This is a genomic window from Aurantimonas sp. 22II-16-19i (assembly GCF_002088275.1).
Taxonomy (GTDB): Bacteria; Pseudomonadota; Alphaproteobacteria; order Rhizobiales; family Rhizobiaceae; genus Jiella.
Genome location: NZ_AQQS01000036.1, coordinates 19121 through 38105, shown reverse-complemented (window position 1 = coordinate 38105; position 18985 = coordinate 19121). Strand labels below are relative to the sequence as shown.

Annotated in this window: 20 protein-coding genes and 1 other RNA gene; 14 read left to right on the top strand and 7 right to left on the bottom strand. The window is 69.2% G+C overall.

Annotated features, from left to right (window positions below; all coding sequences use genetic code 11):
• Positions 1–70 precede the first annotated feature (70 nt).
• Genes ATO4_RS21970 through ATO4_RS21960 form a run of 3 tightly spaced genes read left to right on the top strand, consistent with a single transcriptional unit; the run spans position 71 to position 2586 of the window.
• Complete coding sequence (locus ATO4_RS21970) at positions 71–1066, top strand: ABC transporter substrate-binding protein (RefSeq protein WP_083593913.1); 996 nt, start codon at positions 71–73, stop codon at positions 1064–1066.
• On the top strand, positions 1056–1886 hold the full coding sequence (locus tag ATO4_RS21965) for an ABC transporter permease (protein ID WP_083593912.1): 831 nt from the start codon (positions 1056–1058) through the stop codon (positions 1884–1886). The genes ATO4_RS21970 and ATO4_RS21965 overlap by 11 nt, the downstream gene beginning before the upstream one ends.
• Positions 1828–2586 carry an ATP-binding cassette domain-containing protein gene (locus ATO4_RS21960; protein ID WP_245308888.1) on the top strand — a complete coding sequence of 253 codons (759 nt, stop codon included), beginning with the start codon at positions 1828–1830 and terminating at the stop codon, positions 2584–2586. Before ATO4_RS21965 ends, ATO4_RS21960 begins: the two co-directional genes overlap by 59 nt.
• A gap of 129 nt (positions 2587–2715) precedes the next feature.
• Here the strand turns inward: ATO4_RS21960 and ATO4_RS21955 are convergent, their stop codons facing one another.
• A complete protein-coding gene (locus tag ATO4_RS21955; protein WP_083593911.1) occupies positions 2716–2964 on the bottom strand; it encodes a DUF1344 domain-containing protein in 249 nt (82 codons plus the stop codon).
• A 412-nt stretch (positions 2965–3376) separates the two neighbouring features.
• Here ATO4_RS21955 and aroC point away from each other — a divergent pair, with 412 nt between their 5' ends.
• From aroC to dxs, 4 genes are all read left to right on the top strand, one after another.
• A complete protein-coding gene (gene aroC, locus ATO4_RS21950) occupies positions 3377–4534 on the top strand; it encodes a chorismate synthase (RefSeq protein ID WP_083593910.1) in 1158 nt (385 codons plus the stop codon).
• Positions 4535–4564: 30 nt separating this feature from the next.
• Entirely contained in the window at positions 4565–5491 is a 927-nt protein-coding gene (locus ATO4_RS21945) for a histone deacetylase family protein (RefSeq protein WP_083593909.1), read from the top strand.
• A 125-nt stretch (positions 5492–5616) separates the two neighbouring features.
• Positions 5617–5889: an exodeoxyribonuclease VII small subunit gene (locus ATO4_RS21940; protein WP_083593908.1), complete on the top strand. Its 273-nt coding sequence runs from the start codon at positions 5617–5619 to the stop codon at positions 5887–5889.
• Positions 5890–6136: 247 nt separating this feature from the next.
• Positions 6137–8053 carry a 1-deoxy-D-xylulose-5-phosphate synthase gene (gene dxs, locus ATO4_RS21935; RefSeq protein ID WP_245308887.1) on the top strand — a complete coding sequence of 639 codons (1917 nt, stop codon included), beginning with the start codon at positions 6137–6139 and terminating at the stop codon, positions 8051–8053.
• Positions 8054–8144: 91 nt separating this feature from the next.
• Here dxs and ATO4_RS21930 read toward each other — a convergent pair whose 3' ends face one another.
• The 3 genes from ATO4_RS21930 to msrB form a co-directional block, all read right to left on the bottom strand.
• On the bottom strand, positions 8145–8570 hold the full coding sequence (locus ATO4_RS21930) for a gamma-glutamylcyclotransferase family protein (protein WP_083593906.1): 426 nt from the start codon (positions 8568–8570) through the stop codon (positions 8145–8147).
• An 85-nt stretch (positions 8571–8655) separates the two neighbouring features.
• Positions 8656–9525: a GGDEF domain-containing protein gene (locus tag ATO4_RS21925; RefSeq protein ID WP_083593905.1), complete on the bottom strand. Its 870-nt coding sequence runs from the start codon at positions 9523–9525 to the stop codon at positions 8656–8658.
• A 142-nt stretch (positions 9526–9667) separates the two neighbouring features.
• Positions 9668–10069: a peptide-methionine (R)-S-oxide reductase MsrB gene (gene msrB, locus ATO4_RS21920; protein ID WP_083593937.1), complete on the bottom strand. Its 402-nt coding sequence runs from the start codon at positions 10067–10069 to the stop codon at positions 9668–9670.
• Positions 10070–10440: 371 nt separating this feature from the next.
• Between msrB and ssrS the strand changes: the two genes are divergently transcribed.
• Both ssrS and ATO4_RS21910 read left to right on the top strand, forming a co-directional pair.
• Positions 10441–10597: non-coding RNA, 6S RNA (gene ssrS, locus ATO4_RS21915), on the top strand.
• A 94-nt stretch (positions 10598–10691) separates the two neighbouring features.
• A complete protein-coding gene (locus ATO4_RS21910; RefSeq protein ID WP_083593904.1) occupies positions 10692–11264 on the top strand; it encodes a 5-formyltetrahydrofolate cyclo-ligase in 573 nt (190 codons plus the stop codon).
• A 59-nt stretch (positions 11265–11323) separates the two neighbouring features.
• Here the strand turns inward: ATO4_RS21910 and ATO4_RS21905 are convergent, their stop codons facing one another.
• Positions 11324–11836 carry a CAP domain-containing protein gene (locus tag ATO4_RS21905; RefSeq protein WP_083593903.1) on the bottom strand — a complete coding sequence of 171 codons (513 nt, stop codon included), beginning with the start codon at positions 11834–11836 and terminating at the stop codon, positions 11324–11326.
• Positions 11837–11980: 144 nt separating this feature from the next.
• Here ATO4_RS21905 and ATO4_RS21900 point away from each other — a divergent pair, with 144 nt between their 5' ends.
• The 4 genes from ATO4_RS21900 (at position 11981) to ATO4_RS21885 (ending at position 15322) form a co-directional block, all read left to right on the top strand.
• Entirely contained in the window at positions 11981–12622 is a 642-nt protein-coding gene (locus tag ATO4_RS21900; RefSeq protein WP_083593902.1) for a glutathione S-transferase N-terminal domain-containing protein, read from the top strand.
• Positions 12622–13443 (top strand): TIGR00282 family metallophosphoesterase, encoded by an 822-nt coding sequence (locus tag ATO4_RS21895; protein WP_083593901.1) that lies wholly within the window; start codon positions 12622–12624, stop codon positions 13441–13443. Before ATO4_RS21900 ends, ATO4_RS21895 begins: the two co-directional genes overlap by 1 nt.
• Positions 13444–13589: 146 nt before the next feature.
• Positions 13590–14417: a TerC family protein gene (locus ATO4_RS21890; RefSeq protein ID WP_083593900.1), complete on the top strand. Its 828-nt coding sequence runs from the start codon at positions 13590–13592 to the stop codon at positions 14415–14417.
• Positions 14418–14608: 191 nt separating this feature from the next.
• Entirely contained in the window at positions 14609–15322 is a 714-nt protein-coding gene (locus tag ATO4_RS21885) for a carbonic anhydrase (protein ID WP_083593899.1), read from the top strand.
• 109 nt (positions 15323–15431) lie between these two features.
• Here ATO4_RS21885 and ATO4_RS21880 read toward each other — a convergent pair whose 3' ends face one another.
• Both ATO4_RS21880 and ATO4_RS21875 read right to left on the bottom strand, forming a co-directional pair.
• Positions 15432–17159: a flotillin domain-containing protein gene (locus ATO4_RS21880; RefSeq protein WP_083593898.1), complete on the bottom strand. Its 1728-nt coding sequence runs from the start codon at positions 17157–17159 to the stop codon at positions 15432–15434.
• A gap of 58 nt (positions 17160–17217) precedes the next feature.
• On the bottom strand, positions 17218–17937 hold the full coding sequence (locus ATO4_RS21875) for an OB-fold-containig protein (protein WP_176223120.1): 720 nt from the start codon (positions 17935–17937) through the stop codon (positions 17218–17220).
• Between the two features lie 253 nt (positions 17938–18190).
• Between ATO4_RS21875 and ATO4_RS21870 the strand changes: the two genes are divergently transcribed.
• Positions 18191–18895: a thermonuclease family protein gene (locus ATO4_RS21870; protein ID WP_083593896.1), complete on the top strand. Its 705-nt coding sequence runs from the start codon at positions 18191–18193 to the stop codon at positions 18893–18895.
• The last annotated feature ends 90 nt before the right edge of the window (positions 18896–18985 follow it).

The window sequence follows — 18985 nt, the reverse complement described above, 5'->3', positions numbered from 1 at the left end:
GGACCCATCGCATTGCGGCCGCCGAGCCCTTATCATAGAGCCGGGCATCGTCGATTTTGGGAGGATCGTCATGCGGCTCACGCGCGCCGTCGCGGCTCTGTTCGCGCTGTTGCTCGCCATCCAGTCCGTTTCCGCAGCCAAGGCCGAGGACCTTTCGACCATTCGCGTCGGGGTCCTGAAGTTCGGCACGGTGAACTGGGAGCTCGACGCGATGAAGCGCGCCGGCCTCGACGCTGCGGCCGGCGTCGATGTCGAACTCGTGCCCTTCGCGGGAGAGGACGCCACCGCCGTGGCGCTTCAGGCCGGCAGCGTCGACATGATCGTCTCGGACTGGCTGTGGGTGTCGCGGCTGCGGGCCACCGGCGCCGACTATACCTTCGTGCCCTATTCCACCTCCGTCGGCTCGCTGATGGTCCCCGGCGACAGCGAGGTCCAGGGCCTCGGCGATCTGAAGGGCCGGACCATCGGCGTCGCCGGCGGGCCGCTCGACAAGAACTGGCTGCTCATCCAGGCCCTCGCCCGGAAGGACGCCGGCATCGACCTTGCGGCGGAGAACGACATCGTCTACGGCGCGCCGCCGCTCCTGGCGGAAAAGGCCCGCCAAAGCGAGCTCGATGCCGTGCTGAACTTCTGGCACTACGCCGCGCGGCTGGAAGCGGCCGGCTTCCGCACCGTCGTCTCGGGGACGGACGCGGCGATGCAGCTCGGCACCTCCGGCCCCGTCGCCGCCATCGGCTGGGTGTTCGGCGACGCCTTCGCCGAGCGCAATCCGAAGGCGATCGCCGGGTTCCTCGCCGCCGACAAGGCGACCAAGCAGCTGCTCGCCACCTCGGACGCCGCCTGGGAAGAGCTGCGGCCGCTGATGAAGGCCGAGGACGAGGCGACCTTCACGACGTTGCGCCAGCGCTACCGCGAGGGCATCCCCTCGCGCTCCCCCGCCGAGGAGGCGAAGGACACCGAGACGCTCTACGAGCTTCTGGCGAAGATCGGCGGCGAGAGGCTGGTCGGGCCGGCGACGACGCTGTCGCCCGGCACCTACTATGACGACGGCAAGAATGGCTCCTGACCACCGGGCCGACGCCGCGGGCGGCGCGCTGCTTCAGCGCCCGGCCGCGCCTGGCCGCCCCGTCTTCGGCCCGCGCCTCGTCACGGCCCTCTCCTTGGCGGGGCTCCTCGCCCTGTGGTGGATCGCCGCGATCCTTGCCGAGAGCCGCGTCCTGCCGGCGCCGCCGGCGGTGGCCGAGGCGTTCTGGCGCGATGCGGCCACGGGGGAATTGTTCTTCCACCTCGCCATGACCCTGATGCGGGTCGTCGCCGCCTTCGTCCTCGCCATGGCGATCGGCTCGGTGATCGGCATCGTCCTCGGCATGAACCGCGAGGCGAACCGCTTCTTCGATCCCTGGCTGATCCTCTTCCTCAACATCCCGGCGCTGGTCGTCATCGTCCTCGCCTATATCTGGTTCGGCCTGAACGAGGCGGCGGCGATCGGCGCCATCGCGGTCAACAAGATCCCCAATGTCGTCGTCACCATGCGCGAGGGCGCCCGCACCCTCGACCGGGATCTGGAGGAGATGGCCTCGGTCTATCGCTTCTCCGCCGCCCGGACGCTGCGCCACGTCGTCCTGCCGCAGCTCCAGCCCTATTTCGCCGCGGCCTCGCGCACCGGCATCAGCCTGATCTGGAAGATCGCCCTCGTCGTCGAGCTGCTCGGCCGCTCGAACGGCGTCGGCTTCCAGATCAACCTTTATTTCCAGCTCTTCGACGTCGCGGCGATCCTCGCCTATACCCTGGCCTTCGTCGCCGTCATGCTGACCATCGAGTTCGTCCTTGTCCAACCTTTCGAAGCCCATTCCACCCGCTGGCGACCAAGACGCGCTGGAAGTTGAGATCCGCGGCAAGACGTTTCGCGGCGCCGATGGCGGTGCGGTGCGGGCGATCGACGAGATCGCCTTCTCCGTCGCGCCGGGCAGCTTTGCGACGCTGATCGGCCCGTCCGGCTGCGGCAAGACGACGACGCTGCGGATCATTCTGGGACTCGACCGGGAGTTCGACGGCAGGCTGAAGCTGCCGGGCGGCGGCGGCCGCATCGCGGCGGTGTTCCAGGAGCCGCGGCTGCTGCCCTGGCGCACGGTCGAGGAGAACGTCCGCCTGGCGCTCGGCGAGGAGGATACCGGGCGCGACCTCGACGAGCTGTTTTCGGTTCTCGGCCTTGCCGAGATGCGCTCGCGCTATCCGGGCGAACTCTCCCTCGGTCTTGCCCGCCGCGCGGCGCTGGCGCGGGCCTTCGCCATCCGCCCGTCGCTCCTCGTCCTCGACGAGCCTTTCGTCTCCCTCGACGAACAGACGGCGGCGCGGCTGCGCACGCTTCTGACGGAGGTCTGGTCGGCGCGGCCGACGACGGCGCTGATGGTCACCCACAATCTGCGCGAGGCGGTGCAGCTCTCCGACCGGATCATCTTCCTGACCGAGCGGCCGGCGCGCATGCGCGGCGTCCACGACATCACCACGCCCCGCGCCGATCGGGACGCCCGCTGGCGGGAGACGACGCTGCCGGCCCTCGCTAAGCGCTATTCCGGTGTCCTGTGAAACCGCCCGAGCGCCTTCGCGCCTGAAGGCCGGGCGCTTCGGCGCCTGCGGACAGCCGTCGCCGGTCTGCCCTGCCCTGCCCTGCCCTGCCCTGACGGTGTCGCCCCGCCCTGTCCTTGCGAAGAAGCCTCAGATGGCGTGAAGCATCGGGCGCTCGTCGGCGGCATCATAGATCACCACCACGGTCATGCCCTTGGCGATGGCGTCGTAGTCGAAATCCGGCGGCAGGTGGTAGACTTGGCCGTCGCTGAGCCGCAGTTCCGCCCGCTCCTGGTCGATGGATTCGATGACACCGTCCGCCTCGCGCGCCACGGAGGGGATCGACATGGCAACCGTCAGGAACGAACTCGCGAAAAGCGCCAGAATTTGCCTCGTCATGACTTTCTCCTCGCTGCAACCCTGCCCTTTCGGGCAACCGGCCCGGCGTCCTTCCACCCGGAAGTGCCGCCAGCCCGTGGGTCCGACATTCATCGTCGGTGACATCGGGAAAGTCGCCTCCGATTGTGTCCAAAGTCGTACCGCCGGATGGCGAATTGTATCGAAAACTTCGCCGGCATGGTAAGGGCTTCGTTAAGGCTGCAGGCCTTGCGCAGAAGCGGCTTTCCGGCATGGCAGAGGGGCTGCCGGATCCCCCTTGCCAAGCGCCTGCCGCGCCGGGACGCGGCGGATCTGCCCGGGCTCGTCGATCGGACCTCTGGCCTTTGCGCGTCTCGTCCTTTGCGCGTAGAGAGATCGCCAGCAGTCACGCCACCCGCCCCGCCATCTGGCCCAACACAGCTTTCATCCGATCATGTCGCACAACAGCTTCGGCCATCTCTTCCGTGTCACCACCTGGGGCGAAAGCCACGGGGCGGCGATCGGCTGCGTGATCGACGGAACGCCGCCGAACATCCGCTTCACCCTCGCCGACCTCCAGGCCGAGCTCGATCGCCGCCGCCCCGGCCAGTCGCGCTACACCACCCAGCGCCAGGAGGCGGATGCGGTGCGCGTCCTGTCCGGCGTGATGCCCGGCGAAGCCGAAGGCGAATACGTCTCCACCGGCACGCCGATCGCGCTGCACATCGACAACACCGACCAGCGTTCGAAGGACTATTCCGACATCGCGAAGCGCTACCGGCCCGGCCATGCCGACGTCACCTACGACGTTAAATACGGCATAAGGGACTATCGCGGCGGCGGCCGGTCCTCGGCCCGCGAGACGGCGATGCGCGTCGCCGCCGGCGCGATCGCGCGGAAGGTCGTGCCGGGGCTGACGGTGCGCGGTGCGCTGGTCGCGATCGGCGACGTCTGGATCGACCGCGCCCGCTGGGACTGGGCCGAGGTCTCGAACAACCCGTTCTTCTGCCCCGATGCCGAGACGGCGACCCGCTGGGCCGAGCTCCTCGACGGCGTGCGCAAGCGCGGCTCGTCGATCGGCGCGGTGGTCGAGATCGTCGCCGACGGCGTGCCGGCCGGCCTCGGCGCGCCGATCTACGGCAAGCTCGACGCCGACATCGCGGCGGGCCTCATGTCGATCAACGCGGTCAAGGGCGTCGAGATCGGCGACGGCTTCGCCGCGGCCGCGCTGTCCGGCGAGGACAATGCCGACGAGATGCGTCCCGGCCGGGACGGCCGGCCGGACTACCTCTCCAACCATGCCGGCGGCATTCTCGGGGGCATCTCCACCGGCCAGCAGGTGATCGCCCGCTTCGCCGTCAAGCCGACCTCCTCGATCCTCACCCCGCGCCAGTCGGTCGATGCCGACGGCCATGCGGTGGACGTGATGACCAAGGGCCGGCACGACCCCTGCGTCGGGATCCGCGCCGTGCCGGTCGGCGAGGCGATGGTCGCCTGCGCCATCGCCGACCACTATCTGCGCGACCGCGGCCAGGTCGGCGTGGCGCGGGAAACCTCGCGTGGTCCGTCGCCGGAAACGTCGAACGACGGCGGGACGCCCCGCCATGATTGAACAGGCTCCGGGAGGCGCTAGCTCGCTCAGATGAACACGCGGCTCTATTTCCACGAGATCTTCGCCGAGCATCTGACCGGCCCCGGCCACCCGGAGCGGCCGGACCGGATGATGGCCGTCGCCACCGCGCTCGAGGCCGAGGCGTTCCAGCATCTCGACCGGGTCGAGGCCCCCGAGGGCTCGCTCGAATCCATCTACCGGTGCCATCCGGAGGACTATGTCCGCAAGGTCGCCAAGGCGATCCCCGAGGAGGGGATGACGCGGATCGATTCCGACACCATCGTCAGCCCGAAGAGCTTCACGGCCGCGCTGCACGGCGTCGGCGCCGCCACCGCCGCCGTCGACGACGTGATCTCGGGCGCTGCGAGAAACGTCTTCGTCGCCTCCCGCCCGCCCGGCCATCACGCCGAGACGGCGACGGCGATGGGCTTCTGCCTGTTCAACAACGCCGCCATCGCGGCACGCCACGCAAAGGCCGTGCACGGCCTCGAACGGGTCGCCATCGTCGACTGGGACGTCCATCACGGCAACGGCACCCAGGACATCTTCTGGGCGGATCCGACCGTCTTCTATGCCTCGACCCACCAGATGCCGCTCTATCCGGGCACCGGCGCCAAGACCGAGACCGGCGCCGGCAACATCGTCAATGCGCCGCTCGCCTCCGGCGACGGCAGCGAGGCCTTCCACGCGGCGATGCTGGAGCGGGTCCTGCCCGCCCTCGAGGCCTTCCGGCCCGATCTGGTGATCGTCTCCGCCGGCTTCGACGCCCACTACCGGGACCCGCTCGCCAACATCAACCTGACCGAGGCCGACTTCGACTGGGCCACCGGCCGGCTCCTCGACGTCGCCGACCGCCATGCCGGCGGGCGCCTCGTCAGCCTGCTCGAAGGCGGCTACGACCTCAGGGGGCTCGCCGTATCGAGCGCCGCCCATGTGAAGCGACTGATGACCGGCTGATCCGCACCACCCGTCCGTTTCGCCCGCCCGTTCCGCGACGGCCCCGCCGGTCTTGATCCGGTCGGCGAACGGCCGACCCGCGGACAGCCCCGCGAACCGACCGACGAATGATGAAAGGGCCGCCCATGGCCGAGACCGGTGAGACGCCCCTACCCGCCGACGACAGCGACATCAAGCGCATGAGCTTCGAGGATGCGATCGCCGCCCTCGAGCGGATCGTCGGGGATCTGGAACGCGGCGACGTCCCCCTCGACATCTCGATCCGCATCTACGAGCGTGGCGAGAAGCTGAAGAACCACTGCGAGCGGCTCCTGTCCGCCGCCGAGGACAAGGTCGAGAAGATCAAGCTCAACCGCGCCGGCAAGCCGGTCGGAACCGAGCCGCTGGATCCGGGTTGACCCCCGCGGCGGTCGGCGCGCGGGTGTTCCCGGGCAAGGTCCCGCCGACGATCGGACCGTAACGTGCATCCGGCGGCAAGGGATTTCAGGCGCATGCTTCGACGCACTTGCAGTCCGCCGCTTGATCGTCGCACTCTCTGAACGATTTATAACCGTGCCAATGACGCCGCATTGGGCATTGTGGCAGGGTCGCGCAGTCTCATTGGCAAGTGGTGCGGCCGCGTCAGTCTCGTTGAAAGGTTTTGTAGTGGCAGAAACATCGATCACGCCGCTCCTCGATCGGATCCGGAATCCGGACGACCTGCGCGGTCTCGAGGAAGAGCAGCTCCCGCAGCTCGCCGACGAGCTGCGGGCCGACCTGATCGACCAGATCTCGCGGACCGGCGGCCATCTCGGCGCCGGCCTCGGCGTCGTCGAGCTGACCGTTGCCCTGCATTACGTCTTCGACACCCCCCGCGACCGGCTGATCTGGGACGTCAGCCACCAGGCCTATCCCCACAAGATCCTCACCGGGCGGCGCGACCGGATGAAGACGATCCGCCAGGAGGGCGGCCTTTCGGGCTTCGCCAAGCGCGGCGAGAGCGAATACGACCCCTTCGGCGCCGGCCACTCCTCCACCTCGATCTCCGCCGGCCTCGGCATGGCGGTGGCGCGGGATCTCGCCCGCGGCTCCAACAATGTCGTCGCGGTGATCGGCGACGGCGCGATGAGCGCCGGCATGGCCTATGAGGCGATGAACAATGCCGGTGCCCTCGACGCCCGGCTGATCGTCATCCTCAACGACAACGACATGTCGATCGCCCCGCCGACCGGGGCGATGAGCGCCTATCTCGCCCGCCTCGTCTCCGGCAAGACCTACCGGTCCCTGCGCGACCGGGCGAAGAGCTTCACCAAGCTCCTGCCGGACTTCATGCGCGAGGGCGCCCGCCGCACCGAGGAATACACCCGCGCCTTCTTCACCGGCGGCACGCTGTTCGAGGAGCTCGGCTTCTACTATGTCGGGCCGATCGACGGCCACGACCTCACCCACCTCCTGCCGATCCTGAAGAATGTCCGCGACGCCAGGACCGGGCCGATCCTCGTCCATGTCGTCACCAAGAAGGGCAAGGGCTACGAGCCGGCGGAGAGCTCGGCCGACAAGTATCACGGCGTCTCGAAATTCGACGTCATCACCGGCGCCCAGTCGAAATCCAAGGCCAATGCGCCGAGCTATACCGGCGTCTTCGCCGACAGCCTGATCCGCGAAGCGGAGGAGGACGACAGGATCGTCGCCGTCAATGCCGCGATGCCCGCCGGCACCGGCCTCGACAAGTTCGGCGCCCGCTTTCCCGAGCGCACCTTCGACGTCGGCATCGCCGAGCAGCATGCCGTGACCTTCTGTGCCGGTCTCGCCTCGGAAGGCTACCGGCCCTTCGCGGCGATCTACTCGACCTTCCTGCAGCGCGGCTACGACCAGGTCGTCCACGACGTGGCCATCCAGCACCTGCCGGTGCGCTTCGCCATCGACCGGGCCGGCTTCGTCGGGGCTGATGGCCCGACCCATGCCGGCTCCTTCGACGTCGGCTTCCTCGCCGCCCTGCCGGGCATGGTGGTGATGGCGGCGAGCGACGAGGCCGAGCTGCGCCACATGGTGCGCACGGCGGCGGCCTATGACGACGGCCCCATCGCCTTCCGCTACCCCCGCGGCAACGGCGTCGGCGTCGAGATGCCGGAGCGCGGGGAAATCCTTTCCATCGGCCGCGGCCGGGTGGTGAAGGAGGGCTCCAAGGTCGCCATTCTCGCCCTCGGCACCCGCCTCGCCGACGCCATGGCCGCCGCCAAGGAACTCGACGGCTTCGGCCTGTCGACGACGGTCGCCGACGCCCGCTTCGCCAAGCCCCTCGACACCGCCCTGATCACCCGGCTCGCCCGCGAGCACGAGGTGCTGGTGACCATCGAGGAAGGCGCCGTCGGCGGCTTCGGCTCCCACGTCATGCAGTTCCTGGCAATGAACGGCCTCCTCGACCGCGGCCTCAAGGTCCGCCCGATGGCGATGGTGGACGACTTCGTCAATCACGCCGCGCCCGAGGCGATGATCGTCCAGGCTGGCCTCGATACGAGAGCCATCGTCGACACGGTCTTCCGCGCCCTCGGCGAGGAAGCCAAGCGCCAGATGCAGGCGTAAGGGTCACAATCGACCGCCGTCGGCACCGCTGACGACCGCCCGTCGGCACCGCTGACGGGCGGATCGCCGCCCTGGTGAGACACCCGACGGCTCAGGCGGTCCGGCTCGCCCGGTGCGCCCGCCAGTCGCCGCCCGGCACCTCCGGGTCCCCGGGCGACAGTTGCGAGACATAGACCCAGGCGGTGGTGCCGGCGGGTTCGGCGAGGGGAATGCGGCGCCTCACATACATCGATCCCGCCTCGTCGGCGGGGTCGTAGCTCTCCCAGGCGTCGAAGACCGCGAAGGCGGCCGGGGACAGGAGCTCGTGCAGTTCGGCGACGACGAGGCGGCCGGCCGCCGTCCCATCCGCCTCATCCGCATCCCCGTGCGGGAAGAACCCCGGATAGTCGCCATGATCGCGCAGGATCCCGGCGAGGCGGCAGCTCCCCAGCCGGCGGACCAGCCCCTCGGTCGCCGGCGTCTCCGCATCGCCGGCATCGTCCATCAGAGTGCCGTAGAAGGCGAAGTAGTCGGTCATCGACAAGGTCCCGTTGCGTCTCGTTCCGGCAGGCGTATCTCCGGCGCAGGCGGCGGCCCGGTCTCGGCCCGCCCTGTCGCCATCGTCATTCCATGGACATCCGGTTGCGCCCGGACCGCTTGGCGTTGAACAGCTGCTGGTCGGCGCGCCGCTGCAGGTGGTGGAGACTCATGTCGTCGCCCCGCAGCGTCGACACGCCGATGCTGAGCGTCACCGTCTCGGGGCCGAGGAAATTGTCGATGCCGAGCTCCATGGCGAGCCGGATCCGCCGCGCCGCCTCTTCGCCCTCATCGCGGCCCGCATTGGGCAGCAGCACGCAGAATTCGTCGCCGCCGAGCCGCACGGCCTGGCCATGACTTCCGATGGCCTCGCGAATGGCGTCGGCGACGAGGATCAGCACCTGGTCGCCGAGGGAATGGCCGTGGGTGTCGTTGAAGCTCTTGAAATGGTCGACGTCGATCACGAGCATCGACAGACGGCGTTTCTCCCGCCGCGCATTGGCGACGGCCCGCTCGCCGACGTCGTCGATCCAGCGGCGATTGTAGAGGCCGGTCAGGGGGTCGGTGACCGACAGCGCCTCCAGCTTGTCGATCGTCCGGTCGAGCTGCTGCAACGTCGTCTGGACGCTGGTCATCAGCCGTCCGGCCGCGTCGCCGTGGATGGTGGGAAGATTCGGCGGGGTGCGTTCCCGGGCGTAGCGGTCGAGGGCGCCGGTGGCGGCGAGGATCGGCGACAGCATGGCGTAGAGGCCGAGCAGCGCCCCGATGGTTCCTGCAAGAGTTGCGACCAGAACCACCGCGACGATCCCGAGATCGCCGACGAGCCGGTCCTGCGCCAGCAGCCAGACCACCAGGGCGATCAGCGGGACATGCGTTCCGAGGAAGCAGATGGCCAGAATCTTCCCGATATAAGAACGGGGCCAGCCGATCCGCTGCATGAACGCGTAGAATCTCATCGACCACTTTCTCCCGTGAAGCGCTCGATGGCTCCCGAGGCGGACGGTTCCCCGTCCGTCCGGCGGGGATGATAGTCACCCCTCCTTCAATTCCAAGTGGCCGGCACGCCACGTCCGCGCCTGCCGGCCTGCGGGCGAGGGATCACTCCGGTTCGAATGCCAGCGCCACGCCGTTGATGCAGTAGCGCAGTCCGCTCGGCGGCGGACCGTCGGGGAAGACATGGCCGAGATGGCTGCCGCACTGGCTGCAATGCACCTCGGTGCGCACCATGCCGTAGCTGCGGTCGACGCTCTCCTCGGTCGCCCCCCCGACGGGGGTGTCGAAGCTCGGCCAGCCGGTGCCGCTCTCGAACTTGCGGGTGGCGACGAACAGCGTCTGGCCGCAGCCGACGCAGGCGAAGGCGCCGGGCCGCTTCTCGTTGAGGAGGGCGCAGCTGCCGGGCCGCTCGGTGCCGTGGCCGCGCATCACCTCGTACTGCTCCGGCGTCAGCAGCGCCCGCCACTCGGCATCGGTGCGGGAAACGGGAAAACTCTTCTGGTCCATCATCTCGTCCTTCGTCCTGGCCATGGCGGCTGCGGATCGTGCCGGTGTGCGAAAGGGCACTTGGGCCCGTCTCGACGCGCCGCCACGGCTTCCATATGGGGCCGGCCCCGGCGCAAGAAAACCGCCCCGCCTGCCCGCGCCCCGGGCAAATGGCGGCGTCCGGCGCCCGGCCCTGGAGGATGGCGCTGGAGGACGGCGCCCCGCTGCCGTGAAACCCGCGTGCCGGGGTGCCCGGGGCGGGCCATGGGACCCGCTGCCGCGGTGCCGCCCCGGCAGCCTCTTCGACCGGCATCGGGTGTCGCGGCACCGGCCAGCAGATTTGTCCGCCGGCGCTCTTTCGCATCGGCACCGACGAGCCTATATCTGGTCCAGGCGGGCTGCGCGGTGCGACAGGGGTAACATTTCCTCGGGGCCTTAGTCATTCCCTAGGGAGCTGTCCCTGCCTCGGCCCGTGGGCTGGGGCACATGGCGCCCACCTACTCTGTAGGTTCCCGGGTTCGACTTCTCCATCGGCCGGGTGGCTCGCCTACTCATTCCGGCCCTCCGCCTCCGCACCCTTCTACCGGGAAGCGGGGCATTCGAGGCCGCCGATCGTCACACCCCGCGAAGCGACAGCTTGAGCATGCCGACGGACATCAGCGAGCGCAAAGCCGAGATCCGCCGCGAGGCCCTGGCCCGGCGCGACGCGATGGCCGAGACCGCCCGCATCGAGGCCTCCCTCGCCGTCTGCGATCTCGTCGCCAACGATGTTTCCGCCAGGCCCGACGTCGTCTCCGGCTTCCTGCCGATCCGCTCCGAGATCGACATCCGCCCCCTGATGATGAGCTTTGCCGATCGCCGCGCCCGTCTCTGCGTGCCGGCCATCGTCGAGGGCGAGCTGCAGTTCCGCGAGCTCGTCCGGGGCGCCCCCCTCGAACCGCAGGGCTTCGGCACCTATGCGCCCGGCCCGGATGCCGCGGTTCTCGATCCCGATCTGATGCTGGTTCCCCTCGCCGCTTTCGACCGCACGGGCGGCCGCGTCGGCTATGGCCGCGGCTATTACGACCGGGCGATCGCGGCGATCCGCGCGCGCGGGACCGCACCGATGCTGATCGGCGTCGCCTTCGCCTGCCAGGAGGTCGCGGCCGTGCCGATGGACGGCCACGACGTGCGGCTCGCTCTCGTCGCGACCGAAGCCGGCCTCATCCGGCCCTGACACGCCGTCGCCGCCGCGACCACGGCGAGCCCCCTGCCCATACCGCCCCCGTTCCGACCCTATTGGGCGCCGAGCACCAGCGCCCAGTAGGGCTGGCCGTTCGGTCCCGCCGCCGCCGCAAAGCCGATCTCGCGCACCCGCGGGTTGAGGAGGTTCTTGCGGTGGCCGGAGGAGTTCTTCCACCCGTCCAGCACCGCCGGCGTCGAGCGATAATTCCAGCCGATGTTCTCGGCCGCCGCCTGGACGTCGTAGCCATAGGCGCGCACCCGGTCGGGCAGCGTGCCGTCGACGCTGTGGGAGAGATCGCCGCGGGCGGCCATCGCCTTCGCCTGGCGCTCGGCCACCTGGTCGAGCACGGCGTTGAAGCGCAGCGCCGGCAGGCCGTTCTCGGCCCGGAAGGCGTTGATCGAGGCGAGCGCGAGCTGGCGATCGACGGAAACGGTGCGGGTCGACGCCACATCCACCGAGCCGAGCCCCCCGGCGCAGCCACCGAGACCGACGAGCAGCGCCAGCCCGGCGCCGGCCGCCAGCCGGCGGAGCAGCGTTGCGGATCGTGTCAGCCGTTCAGTCATGCCCGTTCCCCCATCTGTCCGCCGGAACCTGTCGCGCGGCCATCCTGTTAGGTCCGTGAAGCGGCCGGGCCACGTCCCGGATGCGCGACCGCAAGCCCTGTTGCACGGACGCCAGTTCTCTTGGCCTTCGACCAAGGATTTTTCATGATCGACCTTTACACTTGGCAAACGCCGAACGGAGAAAAGCCGATCCTCATGCTGGAGGAATGCGGCCTCGACTACGGCCTCCACATGATCGACATTTCCGCCGGCGAGCAGAAGACGCCGGATTTCCTGGCGATCAATCCCAACGGCAAGATCCCGGCGCTCGTCGACACCGACGGCGGCGAGCGCCACGCGATCTTCGAATCCGGCGCGATCCTCCTCTATCTGGCGGAAAAGACCGGGCGCCTCCTGCCCGCCTCCGGCCCGGCGCGCTACCAGACGCTGCAATGGACCTTCTTCCAGGTCGGCGGCACCGGTCCGATGCTCGGCCAGTGGCACCATTTCGAGAACGCCGCCCCGGAGAAGATCCCCTATGCCATCGATCGCTACAAGGCGGAGTCGCTGCGCCTCCTCGGCGTCCTCGACGCACATCTGAAGGACCGCGAGTGGCTCGCCGCGAATTATTCGATCGCCGACATCATCAATTTCGGCTGGGTGCGCTCGGGCCTGTCGGGGCTGAAGGACGAGGGCGCCTCGGATCTGGCCGCGCTGATGGCCTGGACCGAGCGGGTGGGCTCGCGTCCGGCGGCGAAACGGGCTATCGACAAGCTTGACCAAGCCAAGCGTGCCAAGACGGGCTGATGCGATTTCTGTTTCTCGGTGACATGGTCGGCAGAGCCGGCCGCAATGCGGTGTTTGCCGCCCTTCCCGGCCTCGTCGCCGACTACCGGCTCGATTTCGTGGTGGTGAACGGCGAGAACGCCGCCGGTGGCTTCGGCATCACCGAGGACATCTTCAGGGAGACGGTGGCCTCGGGCGCCGACGTGGTGACCACCGGCAACCATGTCTGGGACCAGCGGGAAGCGCTGGAGTTCTGCACCCGCGAGGAGCGCTTCCTGCGGCCGCTGAACTATCCCAAGGGCGCCCCCGGCAACGGCTCCGGCCTCTACGAGGCAAAGAACGGCGCGCGCGTCCTCGTCGCCAACATCATGGGCCGGGTCTTCATGTCGCCCGACCTCGACGATCCCTTCGCCTGCGCCGACCATTTCGTCGGCTCCTGCCCGCTCGGCGAACAGGCCGACGCCGTCATCGTCGACTTCCATGCCGAGGCGACCTCGGAGAAGCAGGCGATGGCGCATTTTCTCGACGGCCGCGCCAGCGTCGTCGTCGGCACCCACACCCATGTCCCCACCGCCGACCACCAGATCCTCACCGGCGGCACGGCGTTCCAGTCCGATGCCGGCATGTGCGGCGACTACGACTCCTCCCTCGGCATGGAGAAGGAGGAGCCGCTCAACCGCTTCGTCACGAAGATCCCGCGCGGCCGCTTCGAGGCCGCCCAGGGGCCGGCGACCATCTGCGGGCTGGCGGTGGAGATCTCCGATCGCACCGGCCTTGCCGAGAAGGTGTCGCCGGTCCGCATCGGCGCCCGGCTGCAGGAGCAGCGCCCGGATTTCTGGTAGGGCCGATCTGGCCTTCGTGACGCGACGCCACATCTGACGCCTGTCCGCGCCGGCCGGCTGCGGACATGGGATTGCCGAGCGTCCGAAAGGACGCGAAACATCACGTCCGACATCTTGAATCGCCACTACGCGCCGCAGGAGCCCCGATGGCCGACATGTTCGACTTTCTTGCCGACCCCTCCGCCTATGTGGCGCTGCTCACCCTTGTGGTGATGGAGATCGTTCTCGGCATCGACAATCTCGTCTTCATCTCGATCCTGTCCAACAAGCTGCCGGAGGGGCAACGGGCGACCGCGCGGCGCATCGGCATCGGCCTCGCTCTCGTCCTGCGCCTCGGCCTCCTGTCCACCGTCGCCTTCATCGTCCAGCTGACCGAGCCGCTCTTCGAGCTGTTCGGCCACGGCTTCTCCTGGCGCGACCTGATCCTGATCGCCGGCGGTCTCTTCCTCGTCTGGAAGGCGACCAAGGAGATCCACCATTCGGTCGATCCCGAGGATCACAAGGACACCATGGTCTCGAAGGCCGCGACCGTCACCATGAGCGCGGTGATCATGCAGATCCTGCTGCTCGACCTCGTCTTCTCGGTGGATTCGATCATCACCGCCGTCGGCATGACCGACGAGATCGGCATCATGGTCATCGCCGTCGTCGTCGCCGTCCTGGTGATGCTGCTCGCCGCCGACCCGCTGTCGCGCTTCATCGAGGCGAACCCGACGGTGGTGATGCTGGCCCTCGGCTTCCTGTTGATGATCGGCATGACGCTGATCGCCGACGGCATGGGCTTCCACGTGCCCAAGGGCTACATCTACGCGGCGATGGCCTTCTCCGGCCTGGTCGAGGTCCTCAACATCCTCGCCAAGCGCAAGCGCCGGCTGGACCGCGAGCGGGCCGCCCCGGCCGCAGCCGAGGGCGCATCCGCTGCGCCCCACAAGGTCCCGGCCCAGGTCCACGGCGCCCCGCCGACGGTGACGTGAGCGGGCCACGGCCCGCCTGTAACGGAAGAGTTTGAGGCAAAATCGCGCGGCCACATTTCCAGTCGGTTGACGACGCCGCGCGATTCTGCCGAACCGCTCGCCTCCGGCCGCTCAATCTCGTCGCCTCCGGTCCTCCAGCTTGTTAACCTCGCCGCGCATTTGCGGCGTCCTTTGTGGACCGGAGGTTGAACATGCTGAATCGACGGATGATCTGCGGCTGCCTTGCGGCCGTACCGCTGGCTGCACTGGCGCGGCCGGCCTTCGCTGAGGAAAACCAGTGCGCGGTCTTCACCCGCGAGCGGCAGGCTTCGGTGACGCCGGCCGATGCGCTGGCGCTGCTGAAGGCGGGCAACGAGCGCTTCGTCTCGGGCCAGACGGTCAATTGCGATCTGGTGAAGCAGGCCGCGGCGACCGCCACCGGCCAGGCGCCCTTCGCCGCGATCGTCGGCTGCATGGATTCCCGGGTGCCGCCGGAGCTGGTCTTCGATCAGAAGATCGGCGACGTCTTCGATGCCCGCATCGCCGGCAACTTCGTCGACACCAACATTCTCGGCAGCCTCGAATTCGCCACCGCGGTCGCCGGGGCGCGGTTGATCTGCATCCTCGGCCACAGCGACTGCGGTGCCATCAAGGGTGCCATCGACGACGTGAAGTTCGGCAATCTCACCGCGACGCTGGCGAACATCCGGCCGGTCGTCGAGGCGGCTTCCACCGACGCAGAGACGCCGACCTCCAAGGACGCCGGCTTCGTCCAGAAGGTCGCCGAGGCGAATGTCCGCAACGCCGCGCGGTTCATCCTCGACAACAGCCCGGCGATCAGGGAGATGGCCGACGCCAGGGATCTGATGGTCGTCGGCGCGATGCACGATCTCGCATCCGGCCGGATCACCTTCCTCGACGGCTGATACCTGCGGCGCTCGAGCGGTAACCCCCTGGCGCCGGTCGAAGACCGGGGCTGACGGCGTGAACGCCAGCGAGCGCGGGGGGCCCCGCGCCCGCGACCGCAGCCCCGGCTCAGTCCTTCATCCCGGGCTGGGGCGCGTCGGCGCCGTTGGCCTTCCGCTCGCCCATCTCTGCGACGCTGCGCGCGACGTTGCCGAGACCGCCCTCGAGGTCGAGCTCCTTCAGGAGCGCGTCGACCAGCGGCGCCTGGCCGCGATAGCGCAGCGCCGAATTGACCAGCCGGTCCGACATCGACGCCTCGCCGCCGCCGCCATTGCCGCCCCCGCCGCCGCTGCCTCCGTGCTGGCCGCCCTGAGCGCCGCCGGCGGCGCCCATCAGTCCGTCGACCTGCAGGATCTTGATCTGCTCGATGCGCTCCATCGGGCGGACGCTCTCGGCGATGATCTTCGGCAGTTCCTCGATCAGCCGGAGGCGCACCTGCATGGCGATCTGCTCGGCCGACAGCATGTTCGCCGCCTCGTTGATCGCCCGCGCGCCCTCCGCCTCGACCCGGAAGCGCACCTCGTCGGCTTCGGCCTTCTGGCGCACCGCGTCCGCCTCGGCCTCGGCGAGGATGCGGGCCCTGTCCGCATCGCCGCGGGCGATCTGGCGCTGCGCCTCGGCCTGGTCCTCGGCCGCCTCCCGCTCGGCCTCCGCCCCGACGCGCACCGAGATCGCCTGGCGCTCGGCCGCCTGGCGCGCCTCGACGAGATCGACCTGCTTGCGCCGCTCGGCGGCCTCGACCTCGCGCACCGTCTCGACCTGTTCGGCGGCGCGCACCGCGATCGCCCTCGCCACATCGGCCTCGGCCTGGGCTTCCGAGCGCGCCCGCGAGCGGTCGGCGATGGCGATCTCGCGGTCCTGCTCGGTCAGTTCGATGGTCTTGCGGCGCTCGATCTCGGCCGCTTCCAGCGCCTGCTTCTGGGCGATCTCGCGGCGCCGCACCTCTTGTTCAGAGTGGATCTGCGCTTCCCGCGCCTCGCGCTCGCGCTGGGCCTTCTCCGTCGAGATCAGCGCCTCTTGCCCGGCGCGGCGGACGGCGATCTCGCGCTGCTGCTCCAGCCGGAAATACTCCTGGTCGCGGGTGATCTCGAGCTGCATCTGCTCGGCCTCGAGATTCTTGCGGGCAATCGCGACCTGGGTGTCCTGCTCGATGTCGTTGCGCTTCTTGCGCCGCTCCTCGATCTCCTGGGTGAGCTTGGTCAGGCCCTCGGCGTCGAAGGCGTTGTCGGGATTGAAATAGTCGCGCTTGGTCTGGTCGAGGCCGGTGAGCGAGACGGTCTCGAGTTCGAGGCCGTTCTTCAGAAGGTCTTCCGAGACGGCGTTCTGCACCCTCTGGACGAAGTCGATCCGCCGCTCGTGCAGCTCCTCCATCGCCATCTCGGCGGCCACCGAGCGCAGCGCGTCGACGAACTTGCCCTCGATCAGGTCCTTCAGGCTTTCCGGCTCCATGGTCCGGCGGCCGAGGGTCTGGGCGGCGTTGGCGATGGATTCGGCCGTCGGCTGGGCCCGGACGTAGAATTCGGCGACCACGTCGACGCGCATCCGGTCCCGGGTGATCAGCGCCGCCTCGTCGGCGCGCCGGACCTCCAGCCTGAGCGTGTTCATGTTGACCGGGATCACCTCGTGCACCACCGGCATGACCAGGGCGCCGCCATTCATGATCACCTTCTGGCCGCCGAGGCCGGTCCGCACATAGGAGACCTCCTTCGACGAGCGGCGATAGAGCCGGGCGAAGATCAGGAGGACGGCGACGATCGCCGCGACGACGGCTCCGACGAGAATCAGGGTTTCGGTCACGGTGGCGAAGTCCTCATGGCTGGCGAGCGGCTGGCGCGGCGGGGTTCTGGAGACATGGTCAGGCGGTAGGATCACGCATCACACGGGCCCTCGCACCCGCCAGGGAGACGACGATGACGGGCGTTCCGGGCCCGAAGGTCTCGCCTTCGTCGTCCGGTTCGGCGAGGAGGTAATGGGTGGTGCCGTGCTCGTCGGTGATGCGGATCTGCGCCGGCAGACCGGTCCGCGCCGTCCCGCCGCTGACGACGCCCATGCGGCCGACGAAGCTCTCGCGGCTGATCGCCGCCGTCTCCTCCTTCGGGATGATCCTTCCGACAACGCGGCCGAGATGGCGCATGACCAGCCCGCCGCCGAACAGCGCGGGGATCGCCGCGAGAAGGGGCGCGAGCGGCGCGCCGAACAGTGCGTCCGCCGCCGCCTGCAGGGCGATGCCGCTGCCGCCGAAGCCGAGTAGGAAGAGGATGACCAGGACGAGGAACGGCACCCGGCCGAAGGACAGCCAGTCCAGCGCGCCGTCGAGGAAGCTTCCCTCGAAGCCTCCGTCCACGCCCCCCTGCGCACCGGTTCCGGCGCCGGTCTCGACGCCGCCCCCCGCCGCGCCATCCACCCCGAGTTCCGCGTGGGAACCGGCCGAGAGATCGGGCATGGCATCGTCGACGATCCCGGACAGCGAGTGGCCGACGATGGCCGACAGCGCTTCCAGGACCGCGATCGCGACGACGCCGCAAAGGGCGATGGAGAAGGGCAGGAGCGGTGCGGCGAAGAGATCCGTCGGCATTGTCTCGAAATCCCTCCGGGTCGGCGTCTGGGAACGAACGGGCGGAGCCGGAAGACTGCGGCCAATGACACTCGTCACAATGCTTGCACCGGGAACCGGAGGCAAGCCGATTCCCGCCCGACGTCCGGCACGGCGCAAGCTCACACCAGGAACGCCCGGCCCGGGCGACATCCGCGCCGGAAAAACGGCCGTTGCCTAAAATTCGACCGATCGCTTTGACGGTTTGGCGACCGGCCCGCTGCAACCTGGGGTCATGCGAAACGCCCCGTCCCCATTCGCCCGCGCGCAGCCGCAGGGCGCCCGGCGCAAGCCCCACCGGTCCCGCGGCAGGCCGTCGCCCGTCCTGCGCTGGAGCGGCGACGTCCTCGTCGTCGTGACGGTGTTCGCGGCGGCTATCTTCGCCGGCAAGATGTACGAGAACGGCTTCCTCGATCGGGCCTATGCCGCGATCGGGCGAGAGTTCGCCCTTTCCGGCGAGACATGGCCGGGCGAGACGTGGACGAGGGATATGTGGTCGGGGGAGACGTGGTCGGGCGAGCCGGAGCCGGTCCTCATCGGCGCGCGCCCGTATGACGCGCCGCCCCTCATCCGGCAGGCCGGCCTGCCGGCGCGATGGGGCGCCCTCCCCCTCTGCGGCCAGGGCAAGCGCGTCACCTGCCTCGTCGACGGCGACACCGGCTGGGCCGGCGGCGCCAAGTGGCGGCTCCTCGACATCGACGCGCCGGAGATCTCCCGCCCCGATTGCCCGCGCGAAAAGGCCGTCGCCCGCCAGGCCACCCGCCGCCTGCAGTCGCTCCTTTCGACCGGCTATACGCTGGATGGCGACGGACAAGACCGATACGGCCGCAAACTCGTCACCATCACCCTGTCCGACGGCCGTGACGCGGGCGACGTCCTGATCTCAGAGGGGCTCGCGCAGCCCTGGCCGAACCACGGCAATCCCTGGTGCGCGGGCTGAGCCGCCACGGCCTCGCCGGCCAGTAACATCCAAGCCGCAGTCGCTTGTTATGACCGGTCGCGCCGCCGCTGCGCCGAAATTCTCCCCGGC

What these genes read in the sequence shown, in the direction of transcription:
- ATO4_RS21970 (WP_083593913.1), top strand. Translation starts at nt 71, where the DNA reads ATGCGGCTCACGCGCGCCGTCGCGGCTCTGTTCGCGCTGTTGCTCGCC.
- ATO4_RS21965 (WP_083593912.1), top strand. Translation starts at nt 1,056, where the DNA reads ATGGCTCCTGACCACCGGGCCGACGCCGCGGGCGGCGCGCTGCTTCAG.
- ATO4_RS21955 (WP_083593911.1), bottom strand. Translation starts at nt 2,964, where the DNA reads ATGACGAGGCAAATTCTGGCGCTTTTCGCGAGTTCGTTCCTGACGGTT.
- aroC (WP_083593910.1), top strand. Translation starts at nt 3,377, where the DNA reads ATGTCGCACAACAGCTTCGGCCATCTCTTCCGTGTCACCACCTGGGGC.
- ATO4_RS21945 (WP_083593909.1), top strand. Translation starts at nt 4,565, where the DNA reads ATGAACACGCGGCTCTATTTCCACGAGATCTTCGCCGAGCATCTGACC.
- ATO4_RS21940 (WP_083593908.1), top strand. Translation starts at nt 5,617, where the DNA reads ATGGCCGAGACCGGTGAGACGCCCCTACCCGCCGACGACAGCGACATC.
- ATO4_RS21930 (WP_083593906.1), bottom strand. Translation starts at nt 8,570, where the DNA reads ATGACCGACTACTTCGCCTTCTACGGCACTCTGATGGACGATGCCGGC.
- ATO4_RS21925 (WP_083593905.1), bottom strand. Translation starts at nt 9,525, where the DNA reads ATGAGATTCTACGCGTTCATGCAGCGGATCGGCTGGCCCCGTTCTTAT.
- msrB (WP_083593937.1), bottom strand. Translation starts at nt 10,069, where the DNA reads ATGGACCAGAAGAGTTTTCCCGTTTCCCGCACCGATGCCGAGTGGCGG.
- ATO4_RS21910 (WP_083593904.1), top strand. Translation starts at nt 10,692, where the DNA reads ATGCCGACGGACATCAGCGAGCGCAAAGCCGAGATCCGCCGCGAGGCC.
- ATO4_RS21905 (WP_083593903.1), bottom strand. Translation starts at nt 11,836, where the DNA reads ATGACTGAACGGCTGACACGATCCGCAACGCTGCTCCGCCGGCTGGCG.
- ATO4_RS21900 (WP_083593902.1), top strand. Translation starts at nt 11,981, where the DNA reads ATGATCGACCTTTACACTTGGCAAACGCCGAACGGAGAAAAGCCGATC.
- ATO4_RS21895 (WP_083593901.1), top strand. Translation starts at nt 12,622, where the DNA reads ATGCGATTTCTGTTTCTCGGTGACATGGTCGGCAGAGCCGGCCGCAAT.
- ATO4_RS21890 (WP_083593900.1), top strand. Translation starts at nt 13,590, where the DNA reads ATGGCCGACATGTTCGACTTTCTTGCCGACCCCTCCGCCTATGTGGCG.
- ATO4_RS21885 (WP_083593899.1), top strand. Translation starts at nt 14,609, where the DNA reads ATGCTGAATCGACGGATGATCTGCGGCTGCCTTGCGGCCGTACCGCTG.
- ATO4_RS21875 (WP_176223120.1), bottom strand. Translation starts at nt 17,937, where the DNA reads ATGCCGACGGATCTCTTCGCCGCACCGCTCCTGCCCTTCTCCATCGCC.
- ATO4_RS21870 (WP_083593896.1), top strand. Translation starts at nt 18,191, where the DNA reads ATGCGAAACGCCCCGTCCCCATTCGCCCGCGCGCAGCCGCAGGGCGCC.